The organism is Marinobacter panjinensis (assembly GCF_005298175.1).
Classification (GTDB): domain Bacteria; phylum Pseudomonadota; class Gammaproteobacteria; order Pseudomonadales; family Oleiphilaceae; genus Marinobacter; species Marinobacter panjinensis.
This window is the reverse complement of the sequence record NZ_SZYH01000001.1, coordinates 2,987,407-3,005,500: the sequence shown is the minus strand read 5'-3', so window position 1 is coordinate 3,005,500 and position 18,094 is coordinate 2,987,407. Positions and strand designations below refer to the sequence as shown.

At 58.4% G+C, this 18,094-nt stretch carries 18 protein-coding genes; 8 read left to right on the top strand and 10 right to left on the bottom strand.

Annotated features, from left to right (window positions below; genetic code table 11):
* Window positions 1–88 precede the first annotated feature (88 nt).
* Window positions 89–1,210 (top strand): HD-GYP domain-containing protein, encoded by a 1,122-nt coding sequence (locus FDP08_RS13765; protein ID WP_137436698.1) that lies wholly within the window; start codon window positions 89–91, stop codon window positions 1,208–1,210.
* A 10-nt stretch (window positions 1,211–1,220) separates the two neighbouring features.
* On the opposite strand, the gene fghA is transcribed toward FDP08_RS13765, so the two are convergent.
* The 3 genes from fghA to FDP08_RS13750 all read right to left on the bottom strand — a co-directional run bounded on the left by fghA (window position 1,221) and on the right by FDP08_RS13750 (window position 3,546).
* A complete protein-coding gene (fghA, locus tag FDP08_RS13760; protein ID WP_137436697.1) occupies window positions 1,221–2,066 on the bottom strand; it encodes an S-formylglutathione hydrolase in 846 nt (281 codons plus the stop codon).
* A gap of 25 nt (window positions 2,067–2,091) precedes the next feature.
* Window positions 2,092–2,514 (bottom strand): CBS domain-containing protein, encoded by a 423-nt coding sequence (locus tag FDP08_RS13755; RefSeq protein WP_137436696.1) that lies wholly within the window; start codon window positions 2,512–2,514, stop codon window positions 2,092–2,094.
* A gap of 120 nt (window positions 2,515–2,634) precedes the next feature.
* Window positions 2,635–3,546, bottom strand: coding sequence for an alpha/beta fold hydrolase (locus tag FDP08_RS13750; RefSeq protein WP_137436695.1), 912 nt, complete (start codon window positions 3,544–3,546; stop codon window positions 2,635–2,637).
* 231 nt (window positions 3,547–3,777) lie between these two features.
* On the opposite strand from FDP08_RS13750, the gene FDP08_RS13745 reads away from it, so the two are divergent.
* Both FDP08_RS13745 and FDP08_RS13740 read left to right on the top strand, forming a co-directional pair.
* Window positions 3,778–5,139: an alanine/glycine:cation symporter family protein gene (locus tag FDP08_RS13745; protein ID WP_137436694.1), complete on the top strand. Its 1,362-nt coding sequence runs from the start codon at window positions 3,778–3,780 to the stop codon at window positions 5,137–5,139.
* A gap of 136 nt (window positions 5,140–5,275) precedes the next feature.
* Window positions 5,276–5,929, top strand: a complete 654-nt coding sequence (locus FDP08_RS13740) for a peroxiredoxin (RefSeq protein ID WP_137436693.1) — start codon at window positions 5,276–5,278, stop codon at window positions 5,927–5,929.
* A gap of 76 nt (window positions 5,930–6,005) precedes the next feature.
* On the opposite strand, the gene FDP08_RS13735 is transcribed toward FDP08_RS13740, so the two are convergent.
* The 3 genes from FDP08_RS13735 to FDP08_RS13725 form a co-directional block, all read right to left on the bottom strand.
* Entirely contained in the window at window positions 6,006–6,788 is a 783-nt protein-coding gene (locus FDP08_RS13735; protein WP_137436692.1) for a MetQ/NlpA family ABC transporter substrate-binding protein, read from the bottom strand.
* A gap of 181 nt (window positions 6,789–6,969) precedes the next feature.
* Window positions 6,970–7,647 (bottom strand): methionine ABC transporter permease, encoded by a 678-nt coding sequence (locus tag FDP08_RS13730; RefSeq protein ID WP_137436691.1) that lies wholly within the window; start codon window positions 7,645–7,647, stop codon window positions 6,970–6,972.
* Window positions 7,647–8,654: a methionine ABC transporter ATP-binding protein gene (locus FDP08_RS13725; protein ID WP_137436690.1), complete on the bottom strand. Its 1,008-nt coding sequence runs from the start codon at window positions 8,652–8,654 to the stop codon at window positions 7,647–7,649. Before FDP08_RS13725 ends, FDP08_RS13730 begins: the two co-directional genes overlap by 1 nt.
* 203 nt (window positions 8,655–8,857) lie before the next feature.
* Here FDP08_RS13725 and FDP08_RS13720 point away from each other — a divergent pair, with 203 nt between their 5' ends.
* On the top strand, window positions 8,858–10,279 hold the full coding sequence (locus FDP08_RS13720) for an HDOD domain-containing protein (RefSeq protein WP_137436689.1): 1,422 nt from the start codon (window positions 8,858–8,860) through the stop codon (window positions 10,277–10,279).
* A gap of 15 nt (window positions 10,280–10,294) precedes the next feature.
* On the opposite strand, the gene FDP08_RS13715 is transcribed toward FDP08_RS13720, so the two are convergent.
* Together FDP08_RS13715 and FDP08_RS13710 are read right to left on the bottom strand one after the other, a co-directional pair.
* Window positions 10,295–11,002 carry an anti-sigma factor gene (locus tag FDP08_RS13715; protein WP_137436688.1) on the bottom strand — a complete coding sequence of 236 codons (708 nt, stop codon included), beginning with the start codon at window positions 11,000–11,002 and terminating at the stop codon, window positions 10,295–10,297.
* Window positions 10,999–11,556: a sigma-70 family RNA polymerase sigma factor gene (locus FDP08_RS13710; protein ID WP_137436687.1), complete on the bottom strand. Its 558-nt coding sequence runs from the start codon at window positions 11,554–11,556 to the stop codon at window positions 10,999–11,001. Before FDP08_RS13710 ends, FDP08_RS13715 begins: the two co-directional genes overlap by 4 nt.
* 171 nt (window positions 11,557–11,727) lie before the next feature.
* Between FDP08_RS13710 and FDP08_RS13705 the strand changes: the two genes are divergently transcribed.
* The 4 genes from FDP08_RS13705 (at window position 11,728) to FDP08_RS13690 (ending at window position 15,759) form a co-directional block, all read left to right on the top strand.
* Entirely contained in the window at window positions 11,728–13,197 is a 1,470-nt protein-coding gene (locus FDP08_RS13705) for a DUF4331 domain-containing protein (RefSeq protein WP_137436686.1), read from the top strand.
* Window positions 13,198–13,209: 12 nt separating this feature from the next.
* Window positions 13,210–13,452, top strand: coding sequence for a hypothetical protein (locus tag FDP08_RS13700; RefSeq protein ID WP_137436685.1), 243 nt, complete (start codon window positions 13,210–13,212; stop codon window positions 13,450–13,452).
* Between the two features lie 79 nt (window positions 13,453–13,531).
* Window positions 13,532–14,638 (top strand): tetratricopeptide repeat protein, encoded by a 1,107-nt coding sequence (locus tag FDP08_RS13695; RefSeq protein WP_228263311.1) that lies wholly within the window; start codon window positions 13,532–13,534, stop codon window positions 14,636–14,638.
* Window positions 14,635–15,759, top strand: coding sequence for a HupE/UreJ family protein (locus FDP08_RS13690; protein WP_137436684.1), 1,125 nt, complete (start codon window positions 14,635–14,637; stop codon window positions 15,757–15,759). Before FDP08_RS13695 ends, FDP08_RS13690 begins: the two co-directional genes overlap by 4 nt.
* Window positions 15,760–15,812: 53 nt before the next feature.
* Here the strand turns inward: FDP08_RS13690 and FDP08_RS13685 are convergent, their stop codons facing one another.
* Together FDP08_RS13685 and FDP08_RS13680 are read right to left on the bottom strand one after the other, a co-directional pair.
* Window positions 15,813–16,445, bottom strand: coding sequence for a hypothetical protein (locus FDP08_RS13685; protein WP_137436683.1), 633 nt, complete (start codon window positions 16,443–16,445; stop codon window positions 15,813–15,815).
* Between the two features lie 149 nt (window positions 16,446–16,594).
* Window positions 16,595–18,082 (bottom strand): amidase, encoded by a 1,488-nt coding sequence (locus FDP08_RS13680; protein ID WP_137436682.1) that lies wholly within the window; start codon window positions 18,080–18,082, stop codon window positions 16,595–16,597.
* Between the last annotated feature and the right edge of the window lie 12 nt (window positions 18,083–18,094).

Genomic DNA, 18,094 nt, shown 5'->3' with positions numbered 1-18,094 from the left:
AGAGAGGCTGACCGGTTCTTTCTGGAGTTGAACAGGGATTCAGAGTTAGACTTAAGCATTATTACTACAAGCATCAGGAAGCGACAGAGTGCCGAATCTTGTCCGTATCGCACCCGGCGCATTGACCATTGGAAAGCCTTTACCCTGGACGGTCTTCGACGCCGACGGCAATGTGCTTTTGCGTCAGGGTTACGTTATTCAGAATGACATTCAGCTTGAGCAGCTGTTTGAGCGTGGCCTTTTCCAGCCCCGCAAAATTGAACGCCCGCAGGATGAGATTCTGGAGGACACCCGGGTTCTCAACCCGTTTTCGGAATACCCGTTGTTGCTGCAGACACTGGAATCGACACTCAATGCCATTACCAGGCGGGAAGAGAGTGCTCTCAAACGAGTGCTGGGTCTGTCGCGAATGATTGACCAGATGTGCCAGGAGTCGCCGGAAGCCAGTCTGGCGCTGGTGCACCTGTATTCCATCGAGCCCACCATTCACGAACAGATTCTGTTCTACGCCATCCTCTGCCAGTTTACCGCACGCCGATTCGGGCTTGATGACAAGCGGATCGCCGTGCTGATCAGCGCCGCGCTGACAGCGAACCTGGCGCTGGTACCGGTGGCCGACAAGCTGAATGCCTCCAACCGGGTACTGACCGATGACCAGCGCGCCGTGATACGCAAGCATCCGGCACGTAGCATCCAGGCACTGAAAGACGCCGACATAACCAGCCCCATATTACTGAAAATCATTGCCCAGCATCACGAACAGGCAGACGGCTCGGGCTATCCGCAAGGGCTCAGCGGTACTGATATCCGGGGTGAGGCGGAAATCCTCGCGCTGGCAGAGCGTTATGTCGCGATGATTACACGCCGCGCATACCGGGAGCGAATGAACGTTGTGGAAGCCCGTAAACTGATCACCTCGCTGGCCAACGGCAAGTTTCGTCCGGCAATTCCCCGCGCGCTGCTGACCGTGCTTACCGAGTATCCGCCTGGCACACTGGTCAGGCTGGCCAATAACGAGGTGGCCGTGATCGTAAGACGCCCCCATCGGCACCGGGGACCGTTTGCCAAAGCGATCATCGGTCCACGGGGCAATCGTTACAATGGCACGTTTGAGCGGGACTGCAGCCTGCTGGAATTCAACGTCAGGGCTATAGAGCAGCCCGAAGTCATGCCGTCCATGGATTTCGGGCTGTTATGGGGATTTCGCTAGCGCCTGACCACTATTTCAGCCCTAGCGCCTGGGCATGATGCTCCAGGTGATCGTCGATAAACGAGGCAATGAAGAAGTAACTGTGGTCGTACCCTCGGTGCATCCGCAAATTGATGTGGTGGTGCACTTTTTCACAGGCGTCTGCCAGCGCATCCGGATTAAGCTGGCTGTCGAGAAACTCGTCTGCGGTGCCCTGGTCTACCAGCAGCGGTAACCGCTCCCTGGCCGTAGGGATCAGCATTGTGGCATCCCACTCCTCCCAGGCTGTCCTGTCATCACCCAGATAGCCACTAAAGGCTTTCTGCCCCCAAGGGCATTCGCTGGGATTGGCAATGGGGGCAAAGGCAGACACCGACTTGTACTGCCCCGGATTCTTCAACGCCGCAATCAGGGCACCGTGCCCGCCCATGGAATGTCCGCTGATGCTGCGATCCTCGGTTACTGGCAGGTGGCCTTCCACCAGCTGCGGCAGTTCTTTGACCACATAATCATACATGCGGTAGTGAGGCGCCCAGGGCTGACGGGTGGCGTTTACATAAAACCCGGCACCACTGCCGAAATCATAACTGTCATCCTCGCCGGGCAGGTCCAGCCCCCGGGGACTGGTATCCGGACAAACAATGGCCATACCAAGCCGGGCGGCTTTCTTCTGGGCGCCGGCCTTCTGCATGAAATTCTGGTCGGTGCAGGTCAGCCCTGACAACCAGTAAAGCACCGGCACCGGGCGCGCATTGGTACCCAGGGCAGTCGGGGGCAGGTACACCGCAAACTCCATGTTGCAGTCCAGCGCCGCCGAATGATGCCGGTAGCGACGGTGTTCACCGTCAAAACAGACGTTGGTGGAGAGCAGTTCCATGGTCACCTCTGGGTCTATAGGAATTTCACAACGCGTATCTGGGCACATCGATACCGAAACCGGCCTTTGCCAGCTCAGACAGGATCGCCGTTCTGGTTACGATGCCAATCAGGCGGTTGTGGTCCACCACCGGATAGACCTTGGGTTTTCCGGCACCCAGGTTCTGGGCCAGATCCACCACGGACATTTCCGGTGATATGGTCACCGGATTGCGGAACATGACGTCATCTACCAACGGATCACCTTCGTGGTGATAGTTACTCACCAGCAGGGCATGGATACAATCCTGCTCCGAGATGAAACCGATAACCTTGCGGTGGTCATCCACAACCGGCAAGCCCGTTACGTGGTTGTGAAGCAACGTCTTAACCACTTTGGTTAACCGCGTGCCACAGCGCACAGGCTCGATGTGATTCCACATGACATCGGATACTTTCAATGATTGCATTGGCAGGCTCCCTGACCAGTAATGTTCCGGATACTTCCTTCTATAAACATAGGCAATGGGGGCGAAAACTGGAAGTATAAACCTCACAGCTGCGATCGGTTTCGCGTTCACGAGCAATGATCAATGCCCGTGGAACAACGACTGCGCCATGGTCTCAAAGCCAATGGCCGCAAAATGCGGCAGCAACGGTTCAGGAAGGTCATGGCCCATACCCTCGATCATTTCAATACGGGCATGGGGCATCAGGTAAGCCAGCTGCTCTGCTGCCACCGGCCGCACTAGCGGATCAGCCTTGCCATGGATCACCGAGACCGGTACCCGGATACGCCGTGTCGCCGACGACAGGCTGCCAGTGGCCAGGATGGCACGGGTCTGGCGCAGGATCCCGGCAGGATGATAGCTGCGCCGGTAATCCCGCACGATTCGATCCCGCACGTCCTGTTCCCGGGGCGGAAAACCGGGGCTCTGGATGGCCTTCCAGAAATCCAGGGAGCGGGCCACCACCGATGCTTCATCGTGACCTTTGGCACCAACGCCGGCCAGGCGCCAGATCAGCGTCGATCTTGGCATTGGCAGGCGCGGACTGTTAGTGGATGTCATGATCAGGGTTGCTGAGCGCACGCGTTCCGGGTGGTTCGCTGCCACCAGCTGGCTGATCATGCCGCCCATGGAAACACCCACCAGATGGGCACTGGCCAGGCCCAGAGCATCCATCACCTGACAAACGTCATCCGCCATATCGTGGAGAGTATAGGGCGCATCGATTGGCAGCCCCATCCGATGCCTTGCCATCACGGCTACCGGGTGCCCCACAAGGCGGTCTTCCAAATGAGAGGACAGGCCAATGTCACGGTTATCAAAACGAATGACCCGGAAGCCTTCATTTGCGTACTGGTCCAGCAACGCCTCCGGCCAGAGGGTCATCTGCGCTCCCAGTCCCATGACAAATATCACCGGTTCACCGTCGGGATTGCCACGGCTTTCCACGCAAAAGGACAGGGCACCGGCCTGGACATGAACGCTTTCAGGCATGGATAAGACTCCGGATAAAACCAGCCTACAGCTTAACCCGGGAACCCGCTTATCCAATAGCTCTGAAGGCCTATGGTGCGCCAGAGCCGGAAAATCTTCGCCGTGAATATTTACAGACGAAAATAAGCGTATAAACTCAAAAGGTTACACGCTTACGCGAAGCCGAAACCCGTTCCGGCTGTTTTCGCGGATGGCGCCTTCAAACCATGGCAGAAACACAGGGAGATTCCCATGGAAGCCTTAGAGTCTTTTTTTAGCAGCATAAACGCACTGGTATGGGGTCCCCCCATGCTGGTGATGATTCTCGGTGTCGGACTGTTCCTGAGCATCGGCCTCAAACTGATGCCGGTTCTGAAACTCGGTGCCGGTTTCCGGCTGATGTGGAAAGGCCGTACCGGTATCGAATCGGACGGTGAAATACCTCCGTTTCAGGCCCTGATGACCGCACTGTCTGCCACGGTCGGTACCGGTAATATTGCCGGCGTTGCGACTGCGGTGTTTCTGGGCGGGCCAGGGGCGCTGTTCTGGATGTGGCTGACAGCCCTGGTGGGGATGGCCACAAAATACTCGGAGGCGGTACTGGCAGTCCGTTTCCGGGAAGTGGACGAGCGCGGCGCCCACGTGGGTGGCCCGATGTATTACATCCGAAACGGGCTTGGTAAAAAGTGGGCCTGGCTGGGCGTGCTCTTTGCCATATTCGCTGCGGTGGCAGCCTTCGGCATAGGCAACACCGTGCAGGCCAATTCCGTGGCCGATGTCCTTCAGACCAATTTTGCCCTGCCGCACTGGGTAACGGGCCTGGTACTGATGGTGCTGGTGGGCCTGGTACTGATTGGCGGCATCAAACGCATCGGGCACGTTGCAAGTGCCCTGGTACCGTTTATGGCCATCGCTTATGTTCTGGTGGGTCTGGTGGTACTGGCGATTAACGCCAACCAGCTTCCGGGCGCCATCGCCATGGTGTTCACCCACGCCTTCAGCCCGGTGGCGGCTGAGGGTGGCTTCGCAGGCGCCGCGGTATGGGCTGCCATTCGCTTCGGTGTGGCCCGGGGTATTTTCTCCAACGAGGCGGGCCTGGGATCTGCGCCCATCGCTCACGCCGCAGCGCAGACCAAAAACCCGATCAACCAGGGTATGGTCGCCATGCTGGGCACCTTTATCGACACCATTATCGTGTGCAGCATCACCGGCCTTGTCATTATCAGTTCCGGGGCCTGGACGTCCGGCGAGACCGGTGCCGCGCTGACCTCCCTGGCGTTTGAGACAGGTCTGCCCGGGTTCGGCAATTACGTTGTCGCCATTTCCCTGGCGATTTTTGCGTTTACCACCATTATCGGCTGGTCGTTCTATGGTGAACGGTGTATTGAGTTCCTGTTTGGTGTAAAGGCCATTGTGCCCTACCGCATTGTCTGGATCCTCGCTATCCCGGTCGGCGCCACCATCAACCTGGGCCTGATCTGGCTGATCGCAGACACGCTCAACGCCATGATGGCCCTGCCCAACCTGGTGGCATTGCTGTTACTCAGTCCGGTGGTGTTCAAGCTGACCCGCGAGCATTTCGAGAAAGAGCGCTCCCTCGGTGTGAATGAATGAACCGCTGGTGGCGGGTGAGGTAGATCAACTACCCTTGGTTTTCTCTCACTCGTCACCACTGTTTATCATATAGACTGAGCTATTATGCCGGCGTTTCTATGAGGCCGGGTTTTGTATCGCCAAAGGAGGAAACACCATGAGTTTACGTCTGGGAGATACCGCACCGGATTTTGAGCAGGATTCCAGTGAAGGCAGGATCCGTTTTCACGACTGGCTGGGCGACGGCTGGGGCGTATTGTTTTCGCACCCGGCGGATTTTACGCCTGTATGCACCACCGAGCTGGGGCTGACCGCCAAGCTGAAGGACGAATTTGCCAAGCGTAATGTCAAGGCGATTGCCCTGAGTGTCGACCCGGTGGATTCTCACAAGGAGTGGATCAAGGACATCAACGAAACCCAGGGCTGTGCAGTGAACTTTCCGATCATTGCCGACCATGACCGGAAAGTGTCTGATCTGTATGACATGATCCACCCCAACGCCAACGACACCCTGACGGTTCGTTCGCTGTTCGTGATCGACCCGAACAAGAAGATCCGGCTGATGATCACCTATCCGGCCAGCACCGGTCGTAACTTCAACGAAGTTCTCAGGGTGATTGATTCACTGCAGATGACCGACGAACACAAAGTAGCTACACCGGGTAACTGGGAAGCCGGTGGCGATGTGGTCATCGTGCCGTCTCTGCAGGATGAGGACGAGATCAAGGAACGTTTCCCCAAAGGCTACAAGGTAGTGAAGTCCTACCTGCGGATGACGCCGGATCCACGCTCCAACTGGAGTGGTGACTGATCTCGCCAAAACTGACCCACTGAAACAGGAAAGCCGGGCATTTGCCCGGCTTTCCTCGTACTGTTTCCAGATAAATTCAGAACGCCGGTACCACGGCTCCCTCGTAGTTTTCTTCGATGAAGCTCCGTACGTCCTCGGAGGTCAGCGCTTCGGCCAGCTTCTGAATGGCTTCTTCGTCAGCACGGTCTTCATGGGCCACCAGAATGTTTACGTAAGGTGACTCTGCACCTTCAATCACCAGCGCATCCTCTGTCGGTTTCAGGCCCGCTTCCAGTGCGTAGTTGGTGTTGATCAACGCCAGGTCTACCTGGTTGAGAATACGAGGCAGGGTCGCTGCTTCCAGCTCTTTGAACTCAAGGTTTTTGGGATTTTCGGCGATATCTCGAGGTGTCGCAGTGATCTTGCTGTTATCTTCCAGAGTAATCAGTCCGGCCTTTTGCAGCAGCAACAGTGCACGGCCGCCGTTGGTAGGGTCATTAGGTATTGCAACCGTGTCACCATCCTTCAGCTCGTCAAGAGAATCGATCCGGCTGGAATAGGCGCCGAACGGCTCAACATGCACACCGATAACACTAACCAGGTTGGTACCACGGCCATCGTTGAATTCGTCCAGGTACGGCTGATGCTGGAAGAAATTCGCGTCCATCCGCTTCTGGTCTACCTGCACGTTGGGCTGAACGTAATCGGTGAATACTTTAACGTCCAGCTCCACACCCTGTTCCGCCAGCTTGGGCTTAACGAATTCCAGGATTTCAGCGTGGGGTACCGGAGTGGCGGCTACCGAAAGTTCTTCAGCGGATACGGCGCCAGAGAAAGTGGCTGCGGCAGCCAGCCCTACTAATGTTTTCTTGAGGTTCATAGATCTGTTCTCCTGTTGAAATTCGACAACGAATGGGTCTAGTCGGGGATTACGGCCTGCGGTTGGAAACAGCTTCCGAAAAACGCCCGTAAATACATCCATGTAGGGCTCGGTCGCGCCATCCATGGCGCTCCACGTTTTCGGAAGCTGTTTCCACCCGCAGACCTATTCCGAACTTTCGTTACTTTCGGCTGAAATATAGAACAAGGCGATCACCCGCCATTTGCAGCAGCTGAACAAAGATAACTAACAGTGCAACCGTGATCACCATTACATCAGTTTGAAACCGCTGATAACCGAAGCGGATGGCCAGATCACCGAGGCCACCACCGCCAACAACGCCCGACATCGCTGCGTAAGAAACCAGCGTGATGGCCGTTACGGTAATACCGGCGATGATGCCGGGCAAGGCCTCGGGCAGCAAGGCACCAAAAACAACCTGCTTTACCGTTGCGCCCATGGCCTGCGTGGCTTCGATGATGCCCCGGTCTACTTCCCTCAGGGAAGTTTCCACCAACCGTGCGAAGAACGGCGCACCGCCTGCTACCAGTGGCGGAATAGCACCGGCCACACCCAGCGATGTTCCGATCAGCATTACGGTGAACGGGATCATTACGATCAGCAGGATGATAAAGGGTACGGACCGTAGCACGTTTACCACGAACGACAGCACCGCATAAGCTACGGGCTGCTCAAGCAGCTGGCGCTTGCCGAACAGAAACAGCAGTACTCCCAGCGGCAACCCGATCAGTACACTGAACAGCAGTGACATGCCCACCATCACCAGGGTGTCCCAGCTGGCCCAGCCTATTTCTGTCCAGTCTACATTCGTCAGCAGGTCTCCCATCAAGGCTTCCATCAGCGCAGCACCTCCACGTGAACATCCGCCGCTTCAAAGGCGTTCATGGCGATATCGAGATCACCGCCTACCAGTGACAGGGTCAGCTGGCCGTAGGGGGTGTCCTTGATGTGGTCAATGCGGCCGGACAGGATACTGAAATCCACGCCGGATTCCCTCGCGACACTGCCCAGCAGCGGCGTGTAGGTGGATTCGCCGCGGAAGGTCAGGCGCAGGATGCGTCCCGGTGCCTGTGCCAGGTCCCGTTGCATGTCCTCCCGGTCGATGCTCTCGCTCTCGAAGACAAAATCCCGGGTGGTGGGGTGCTTCGGATGCAGGAAGACATCGCTGACGGCGCCCATTTCCACGACTTCACCGGCGTCCATCACCGCTACGCGGTCGCAGACCCGGCGTACCACGTCCATTTCGTGGGTGATGAGCACAATGGTCAGGCCCAGCTCGCGGTTGATGTCTGCCAGCAGCTTCAGTACCGACTGGGTGGTTTGCGGATCCAGGGCGCTGGTGGCTTCGTCACACAGCAGGATTGTCGGGCGGCAGGCGAGAGCGCGGGCAATACCCACGCGCTGCTTCTGCCCGCCGGAGAGCTGCGACGGGTATTTGTTCGCCTGGTCTACCAGGCTGACACGCTGCAGCAGCTCGTTCACCCGATCACGGATTTCGGTGCGGGAATAGATACCGGCCAGTTTCATGGGGAAGGCGATATTATCCGCCACGGTTTTCGAGGACAGCAGATTGAAATGCTGGAAGATCATCCCTACCTTGCGGCGAAAAGCCCGCAAGTCACTGGCGTTGTAGCCGGTGATATTTTCGTCATCGATCAGGATGCGGCCGCCGGTAGGAGGCTCCAGCAGGTTGATCAGACGCACGAGGGTGGATTTGCCCGCCCCGGAGTGGCCGACGATGCCAAACACTTCGCCGGTTTCAATGGTCATACTGGTCGGGTGCAACGCGGGGATCGCCCGCCCACCTACCTGGTAGGACTTCTGTACCTGGTCAAATACAATCACAGCTTTGCCTTGTGAGCGCGTTGTCAGCACCTCGTGGGTGCAACGTTAAAGCGCGCGATTATAAACCAATCGGCCATCAAACCCGAATCCGGGGCCTTGGTATATCCCCGTACACCATTCGTTACCTGACACGAGCCGCCTTACTGAACTAAACTCGTCCTTTAAAAGAACCTTTTAATACCCCCTCCGAGGCGCACGATATTTTGACCACAAAACCCGAGACTCCGCCCTCAAGGATGAATTCCACCCAGGCATGGGTCACGTATCTGAGCAAGGTTGAGCTGCCGGTGCTGGCAAACACGCTCCGCAGGATCGACGAACTCACCGATAGCAGCAACAGCACAGTCAACGAACTGGCCAACGTCATTCTTAATGACGCTCAGCTTACGTCCCAGGTTCTGCGGCTTTCCAATACGGTGTTCTATAACCAGACCCGCACCCAGGTAAGCACCGTCAGCCGGGCCATCACCCTGATCGGTTTTGACGCGGTGAAGTCCATGGCCATCTCCTCTCTGATTGTGGACTCCCTGCTCGCACGCAACGACCGGCCCCACCTGCTTCGCTGCCTGGCCCGCGCCATTCACGCCGCCGTTCAGGCCCGCTGCCTGCTGCCAAAGCGTAACGAACATGCACTCGAAGAGGTTTTCATCGGGGCACTGCTGATGAACATCGGCGAGCTGGCATTCTGGTCCTGCGAGACCGAGCAGGCGGCTGAGCTGGAAGCGAAACTGCGCGCTGATGAACCACCGGTGGAGGCGCAGAAAGCGGTGCTTCACACCACCTTCTCCGAGATCACCCGGGGCCTGGTTGACGCCTGGTCACTGGGACCGTTCATCAAGGAAGTGGTAGCACCGGGGCAGCCCAATTCAAAGGCAGCCAGCCTGGTCCGTCACTCCGTTGAGATGGCGAAGCTGTCCGAGAACGGATGGCGCGGCAAGGAAATGGAAGCAGTGATGGAGGCTCTGGGCAATGACATCGGAGAAAACCCCGCCGCGGTCCGGGATCGGCTCAAGGTCAATGCCGGCGAAGCAGCCCGGGTGGCGGTTTCACTGGGCATTCCACAGGTGACCGCCCTGATGCCCGGCAGTCAGTCGGATACCGGGAAGGAAGCCGCGCAAGCGCCAGAGGTGGACCCTATTCTGCAGCTGCAGATTCTCCGGGACCTGACCCACAGCCTGACCGACAAACCGGATATCAACGAGGTGTGTCAACTGGTCATCGAAGGTATACACCGGGCCGTGGGGATGCAACGGGTGGTGCTGTTGATGAGCGACCGCAGCGGGTTGGAACTGATTCCCCGTAAACTGGGGGGCAAGGGTACCGAGAGCTGGAAAGACAGTTTCACCGTGCGCAAGGACGGCACGGGTCCGCTGGGTGCTTTGCTGCCCCATGCAAGTTGTTACGTCTACCAGCCCAAGTCAGGGAAAGAAAACGTCCCCTATGATCGCTGGCTGGGCAGTGTGCCGGCACTTGTCGGCCCTTTAAAAGCCAAGGGGCGACTTGTGGGCCTGTTCTATGCCGACAATGCGGCCGCCGACTACGTGCCCTCTGAGGACCAGCTAACGGCGTTCGGCCACTTTGTCCAGAACGCCCAGCTGTGCATTACGCTGCTGTCGAGCAACTGATCCGCTATCGGCGGATCAGAGCTCATACAACTTGGCTACGTGCAGGATCGGACCGGTGGGCGCGCCCGTCGGTGACCCGCCCAGGGGCTCCAGGCTGATGGCCAGGGTCCGGCTGTTGCTGAGCAGCTCCCGGGTCTCGTCGTCGAGGGTAACCTGGTAGGTATCACCCACTGGCATTACCCCCAGTGACACCGGCTGACCATCCTCCGGCACTATCCAGAGCTCATAATCCTTGCCCTGCTCAGCCGCTGTGGCGGCGACAGGCCGCAGTTTCAGCTGCCTTTCAAACGCAGACTCGCTTACCAGCCACAATGGATCGCTCAGGTCCGCCTGCACAATCGCACCAGACAAGCGTTGGTCATCCTGCGGTGCCGGTTGCTGCAGCAGAACAACCGCCAGCACCAGTGCTGCTGCCGTTGCAACCAGGCTCCAGCCGGGCCATATCCAGCGGCCAGCGCCGTCATTGGCCGCAGTCACCGGTTTCGTGTCCCGGCTTTGCGGCCATAGCCGCCGCTCAATACCCGACCATACCGAGGCCGGAGGAGTTTCTTCCTCTATCCGCGCACCCAGGTGCCCCAGTTTTTGCTCCCAGAACCAGACCTCCTGACGGACCCGGACCGACTCCATCATCCAGCGCTCAAACCTGCGGCGAGCGTGCCCCCGGAGGGAGCCCAGAACATATTCTGCCGCCAGTGCTTCAATTCTTTCCGGTGTCTTTTTCATCGCTCCAGGCACCTCTTCAGAGCCATCAGACCGCGTCTGATCCAGCTTTTGACGGTTCCAACAGGAGAGCTCAACGCCTCTGACAGCTCATCGTGGGTAAAGCCCCGGTAATACGACAGCAGAATGCTGTCCCGCTGTGACTCGGACAATTCCTCAAGGCAGCCGGTAAGTTCAGCTGCCCCCGCACTGCGAAGTGAGACATCCAGAGGTCCTTCGCGCCCGTCTTCCATATGGTCCAGGTGGCTATCGCCTGATGTCTGCTTCGCCTTACGGGACCTCATCAGGTCCAGAGTGCGGTAACGGGCAATGGTCAGCATCCAGCTCAGGGGTGCGCCACGCTCGTTGTGGTACTCACCGGCATGGTGCCAGATCTGCACAAAGGCATCCTGTACCGCCTCTTCGGCGAGATCCCGCTGGCTGGCCAGCTTCAGGCATAGCCCGAACATCCTGCCAGAGACTTTGTCATACAGTCGCTGGAACGCCTGCCGGTCCTCACGGGCGACTGCAATCAGCAGCCCCATGAGTTCGTCCTGTTCGGTATCGATGGCCGTCATATCCGTTTCCACTTGTTTGTTTTCAGATTTTCTATCGGTATTACGGTCCTTATCGCCGTAACGATGCACCCCGGAAACAACCGTGGCAAATTTTTTGATGACAACTGCATCTTTCGTTGCGCCCGCTCCGTTCCCTCCTCTGCAACATCAATAACAGAAGAGGAAAATGGAATGAACACACTGTTTAAACGCTCCGGCCTCGCACTTGCGGTAGCCGGACTCTGCCTGACCACCGGCCTGACACAGGCTTCCAGCCACCGTGAAGCACCTTTTATTACAGAAGTGCCCAAAGTCGACGGTACCGATTTCTACATGTTCCGCAGTTACGAGACCGGACGTGAAGCCTTCGTCACCCTTATCGCCAACTACTTGCCGTTACAGGACGCTTACGGCGGCCCCAATTACTTCGATCTGGACGAGGATGCCGTTTACGAAATCCACATCGATAACAGTGGTAACGCGCAGGAAGACCTCACCTTCCGTTTCCAGTTCTCCGACATACTGAACGACATCCAGCTGCCGGTCGGGCCTGACGGCCAGCAGGAAATGGTTTCGGTGCCGCTCAAGAACATCGGCGATGCCAGCAATGGCGATAATGTTCAGTTCAGCCAGGAATACACCGTATCGGTGATCCGTGGTGACCGCCGTACCGGCACTGTGCAGACCGCCACCAATGCCAGCACCGGTACCGATACCTTTGCCAAGCCGCTGGACAACATCGGAGGCAAGTCGTTCGCAGACTACGAAGGCTATGCCAATGGGCATATCTTTGACATCGCCATTCCCGGCTGTGGCACCAACGGCCAGGTGTTTGTGGGACAACGCAAGGAAGCATTCGCGGTCAACCTCGGCGAGATTTTCGATCTGGTAAACACCAACCCCCTCGGCCCCCGCAATGGCGAAGGCCCGGGTGACCTTGCCGACAAGAACGTGACCTCATTTGCGCTGGAAGTGCCCACCGCTTGCCTGACAGGCACTGCAGCAACGGCCTCTGGCGACCCTGTGATCGGTGGATGGACCACCGCCAGCGTGCGTCAGGCCCGGGTAATCAACCCGGCACCGACGGCAAACGGCAAGGGGGCTACGGTAGAGGGCGGCGCCTGGACCCAGGTATCCCGTCTGGGTATGCCGCTGGTCAACGAGGTGGTCATCGGTCTGAAAGACAAGGACGGGTTCAACACCAGCGAACCCAAGGATGACGGCCAATTTGCCACCTATGTCACCCACCCGACATTGCCGGAACTACTGGAAATACTCTTCCCGGTGGAGGCGCCCAATAATTTCCCACGTAATGACCTGATCACCGCATTCCTGACCGGTGTGCCGGATCTGAACGGGCCTGATGGCGTCACAGCGTCGGAAATGTTGCGCCTGAACCCGGCCATCGCAACCACCGCAGCGGCCATCCAGAACGATCTGGGTGTGCTTGGTGGTGACAATGCCGGCTTCCCCAATGGCCGTCGCCCGGTGGATGACACCGTAGACATCTCGCTGCGTGTCGCCATGGGCGTATTGGCGGATCCCGCCGACGCACCGGATGGTGATCTTAAGTACACGGACGGCGTTCAGCTGGACCCGACCGAGCTCAGGGAAACCTTCCCGTACCTGGCCACCCCGATCGCGGGCTCACCCAACAGCTAACAGGAGGCCATGATGAAATTATTTCTTAAAACAGCTTGCCTGGTTGTGGTGACAGTCACGCTCACTGGCTGCTTTAACGGCTCCAGCAGCGACCGGTCACCAAGGCCGGACCCGTCTGTTGATTTCACGGCTTTCGTGAAAACACAGATTGAAAACACCGATAACACTCGCGAAGCGGTCCAGATCAACAAACAGGAGTTCAGCTTCAATGACCAGAATAATGAACAGGCTTTCGACGATCTGTTCATGCAATAAGACCCGATGCCGGCTCTCAGTGCCGGCGAGCACATTCCCTGCCCGACCGGGCAGGGCTTTTTGTGTTGGGCTGTTGCTGTTGACAGGGCTGGCTGGTTTCAGCACCTGTGCAACCGCCGCACCGGGTCCCATTGAGACAGATTTCGACAATACCGACATTCTCGTTGAGCTGCCGGAGCCGGCCCTGACCGCTCCGGCAACACCGGATTCACCGGAACAGCTGGCAGACCTTGTTCGCCGCCAGATTGACCGGGCCAGAAGCAGCGGTGATCCACGTTTCCTCGGCTATGCCGAAGGCGCACTGCAGCAGTGGCAGGGCAAGATGACCGACCGGCTACTGGTGCTGAGGGCCACCCTGGCGCAAAGCCTGCACCGTTTTGACAGGGCCAGGAACGATCTCGACAGCGTCATCTCCGGAGCCGGCAACCCACAGCAAAAGACTCAGGCGATGCTGCTGCTTGCCAACCTGGAAACCGTGCAGGGAAACTACAGGGCCGCCCGAACGCACTGTAACCACTTACAGCAACGCCATCCCGGATTGATTGCCGCGAGCTGCCTCGCCCAGCTGGATGCCCGCACAGGCAGCCCCCGGAAAGCCTATCAGGCCCTCCAGCACCACGCCGCCGCTGCGAGAACCGACCCCACCAGCCAATTGTGGGCAGAGGGAACTCTGGGCGATATTGCGGCGCAACTGGGCAAGCCCGAGGCGGCTGACCACTGGCAGGCAGTGCTCAGCGTGAGCCCCGACGACCTTTACACCCGTACCCAATTAGCGGACTGGCATCTTGGCCAGAATCAGACCGAAAGAACACTGGTCCTGACGGAAGGTTACGAAGACGTGGACGCCCTTGCTGTTATCAGGGCGATCGCCATGGCCCGTTCGGGGCACCCGGCTGCCGGGACACTGGCAGAGCGTCTCAGGGAGCGTTTCGCGGAAGCCCGGTGGCGCGGCAACCTTCTTCACCAGCGGGATCTGGCCCGCTTCCAGCTTGATATCGAGAAAGATGCCGAAACTGCACTGTCGTTTGCGCAAAGCAACTGGCGTGAACAGCGCGAGCCCCTCGATACCCGCCTGCTGCTCCGTGCCGCACACGCAGCGGGTGATGACCAGCCAGCACAGCAGGTCAGGTTGTGGCTGCAGGAACACGCTCAAACCGATGCCCGTTACCCGGAGTCTGGATCATGAAACAGTCGGAGCACCTGGCGCCATTTGCGCTACTGACAGGTCTGCTATTGCTGCTGATTTCCAGTGCCGTGCAGGCCCATAAGGCCAGCGACAGCTTTATCTACGTGGATCAGCACCAGTCCGAAATCCGAATTGATGTGGCGTTGCGGGACCTGGCGCTGGTGCTGCCACTGGACCGAAACGGGGACCAGAAACTCAGCGGCTCCGAACTACGGGCCAGCCGCGACCGGATAACCCGATGGACAGAGCAGGGGATCACGCTCTCCAATGCCAGTGGCGATTGTCGGATGACAGGGCAACAATGGGGTCTCTCCAGCCATAGCGACGGGCCCTATGCTGCCAGTCGCTACACGGTGGACTGCCCCGACGGCTCGGTACCCGAAACCCTGGAATACCGGCTCTTGTTTGCCCAGGACCCGTTGCATCGTGGCCTGGTCAGCCTTGAATCCGGCGAATTCAGCACGCTGGGCGTATTGGCACCGGACAACCGTCACTTTTCACTGACTTCCGAAGGAGCGCCAGGCAACCTGGCACTGTTCGGAGCCTTTGTGTACCAGGGCATCGTCCACCTGTTGATCGGCCTTGATCACATCCTGTTTCTGTTGGTGCTGATGCTGCCGGCCACATTGGGTAAGCCCAACGGCACAGAGCGAGCCGGGCTGAAGCCGCGACTCCGGGAACTGACCGGTATCGTCACCGCCTTTACTGTTGCTCACTCCATGACTCTGGTTCTGGCGGCGCTTGAGATCGTGCGACTGCCGATTGCCTGGGTAGAGGCCGTCATTGCGCTGTCCATTGCCGTAGCGGCGATGAACGTGATGTGGCCCGTACTGGGCAAAAAGACCTGGAAGCTGGCGTTCGGGTTCGGGCTGATACACGGTTTCGGCTTTGCCAGCGTGTTGGGAGACCTCACCAGCGGCATATCGCAGACTGTCCTGGCCCTCGCCGGATTCAACATCGGTGTGGAGCTCGGGCAATTGGTGCTGCTGATTCTTCTGTTTCCGATATTCTATCTGTGGGGGAAAACAAACCATTACGGCAAGGCTGCCGTACCGGTGATGCTGATTGCCGTTGGTGCAGTCAGCCTGTATTGGGTTGCGCAGAGGGTAACTGCGATCTGAGGCTCAGGGCCCCGGTATCTTGCGATATCCGGGGGCTGCAGTGGGCTATTTGATCAGTGCAGGGCCCGGAGTTGACGCGGATACAATGCCGCACTGACTTCCGGTTCCTCCAGCAGATCCGCCAGTTCCATATCCACCTCGGTTTCCTGGCCTTCGTCAGGCAGGGGCTCGAACAGGGTGTTCAGCCATGAGGTCACAGAAGGCGCTTCATCACGACCATACTCCGTGGACAGGGCCTTTATGCGGCGGAAGCCGATGATCCGCTGGTGCTTCGGATCACGGATCTGCTCAAAGCCACGCCAATAGATCCGGTCGCGGGTGTGCAGCTGGACAAACAGTGTGTCGATGGGCTCGGCCGGATCTTCGCCGCGCACCGGTTCATCGTCACTGTCTTCAGCAGCCAGGGAATCTTCAGACACTGTGTCGGCCTTCGCCGGCTTTTTGTTGCGGATGGTGGTCCACGCCGGATAGAGCACGGCCACCGCATCGGCTTCTACATGCTCGCGGGCGGCGCGGAGGATCAGTCCCCAGCGGGCCTTGTCGGCATCGGTTTCAAGAGAGTTAATGGGCAAGTCGTAGCTTTGTTCACTGGACAGGACAATGGCCATCATCGGGGCATCAAGCTCCCCCATGGCCTCGGCCTGTGCTACAGACACCAGTTCGTCGATTGCCATCGGTTGGTTCATAATACGCTCGCCTCCTCGATGCCATCAGGGTCTATCAGAGAGAAAGGTTTCCCTCTGATTCACAGCATAGCCTGTTACTGCTACAAAGATAAACGTGGATGCGGTGATCACGGATCACAATTCGTCATTTATTGTTTCTGAGCGTAATGTCAGACCATCGCCTCCAGCAGCTCATAGCGACCAAACCAGGGGCTGGCTTCTTCCAGCTGTGCCGCCATCTGTAGCAATGTGGTTTCATCGCCATGGGGCGCGCCGAACTGCACCCCGACAGGCAGGCCGGAAGCCGTCCAGTACATAGGGACCGACATGGCCGGTGTTCCGGTGAGATTCGCCAACTGGGTAAAGGGGGTGCGGGTCAGACTTTCCAGGGCCATCTGATCTACCTGCCCACTGCGATGCACCAGTTTACCGGCCTTGAGCATCAGCATCAGGCGAGCGGCCAGCTGAAGGTGGCCCGGCGTATCCAGCTCACCAATTTTTGCCGGTAATTGCCCGGCAGTGGGGCAGAGATACATGTCGTAACCCTGAAAAAATGTCCCGAGCGCACGGGCAAAGTCATTCCACTGCTGGCGCCGCCGGACATAATCCGGCATCGGCATGGTCCTGCCAAGCATGGCAAGCAGCCGGGTATCCAGTTCAAAATCTTCATCCCTGGCGCCAAATTCGGCCTTCGCCTTATCCATCAAGGTCGATACTTCACCAAAATAAAGGCCCAGATAACAGCGGGCCAGTGCCATACCATCAAATTCCGGGCGCGCATACTCCACGTCGTGCCCGAGAGCTTCCAGCATACGGGCAGTGTCTTCAACCGCATCCACACACTCCCGCGCCACATCGGTGTCATAGGGAGAGGACGTAAAGACGCCGATTCTGAGGCGTCGCGGTGACTGCTGCATCATCTCTGCATAGGGTGCTGCCGGCGGTGCAATAACGAACGGGTCCCCCACCGCGGGGCCGGACAACACGTCGAGCATGGCGGCGCTGTCCCGTACGGTGCGCGTTACCACGTGGTCAGTTGAGGCACCGGTCCAGGCTTCGCCGACAAAGGGGCCAGAGGAAATACGGCCACGGGAGGGCTTGAGCCCGAACAGCCCGGTGTAGGCAGCCGGAATGCGAATGGACCCGCCACCATCATTGGCACCCGCCATGGGCACGATACCGGCGGCCACCGCAGCGCCGGAGCCACCACTGGAGCCGCCGGGAGTAAGGTCGGTATTCCAGGGATTACGGGAAGGCCCCCAGAGTCTGGACTCCGTCACCGCCTTGAGACCAAACTCGGGGGTCGCAGTACGGCCAAGAAACACCAGCCCGCCTGCACGGGCCCGCCGAACATACTCCGAATCCTGCCGCGCAACGTTGTTTTTCAGCCCACGGCTGCCGAATGTGCAGGGATGGCCCTGCTGCTCCTGGGACAGATCTTTAAGCAGCATGGGAACGCCGGAAAAGGTACCATCAGGCGGGTATGCCTGGCCCAGTGCCTCGGAGAACTGGGGATAGCAGATCGCGTTGAGCTTGCTGTTTACCGCCGCTGCCCGGCTGATAGCCGCCTCAGAGACTTCCCGGGCTGACACTTCGTTACGGCGAATCAGGTCGGCAAGCGCTACCGCGTCGTACCGGAGGTATTCGGATTGCTTCATGATCGATTCCGT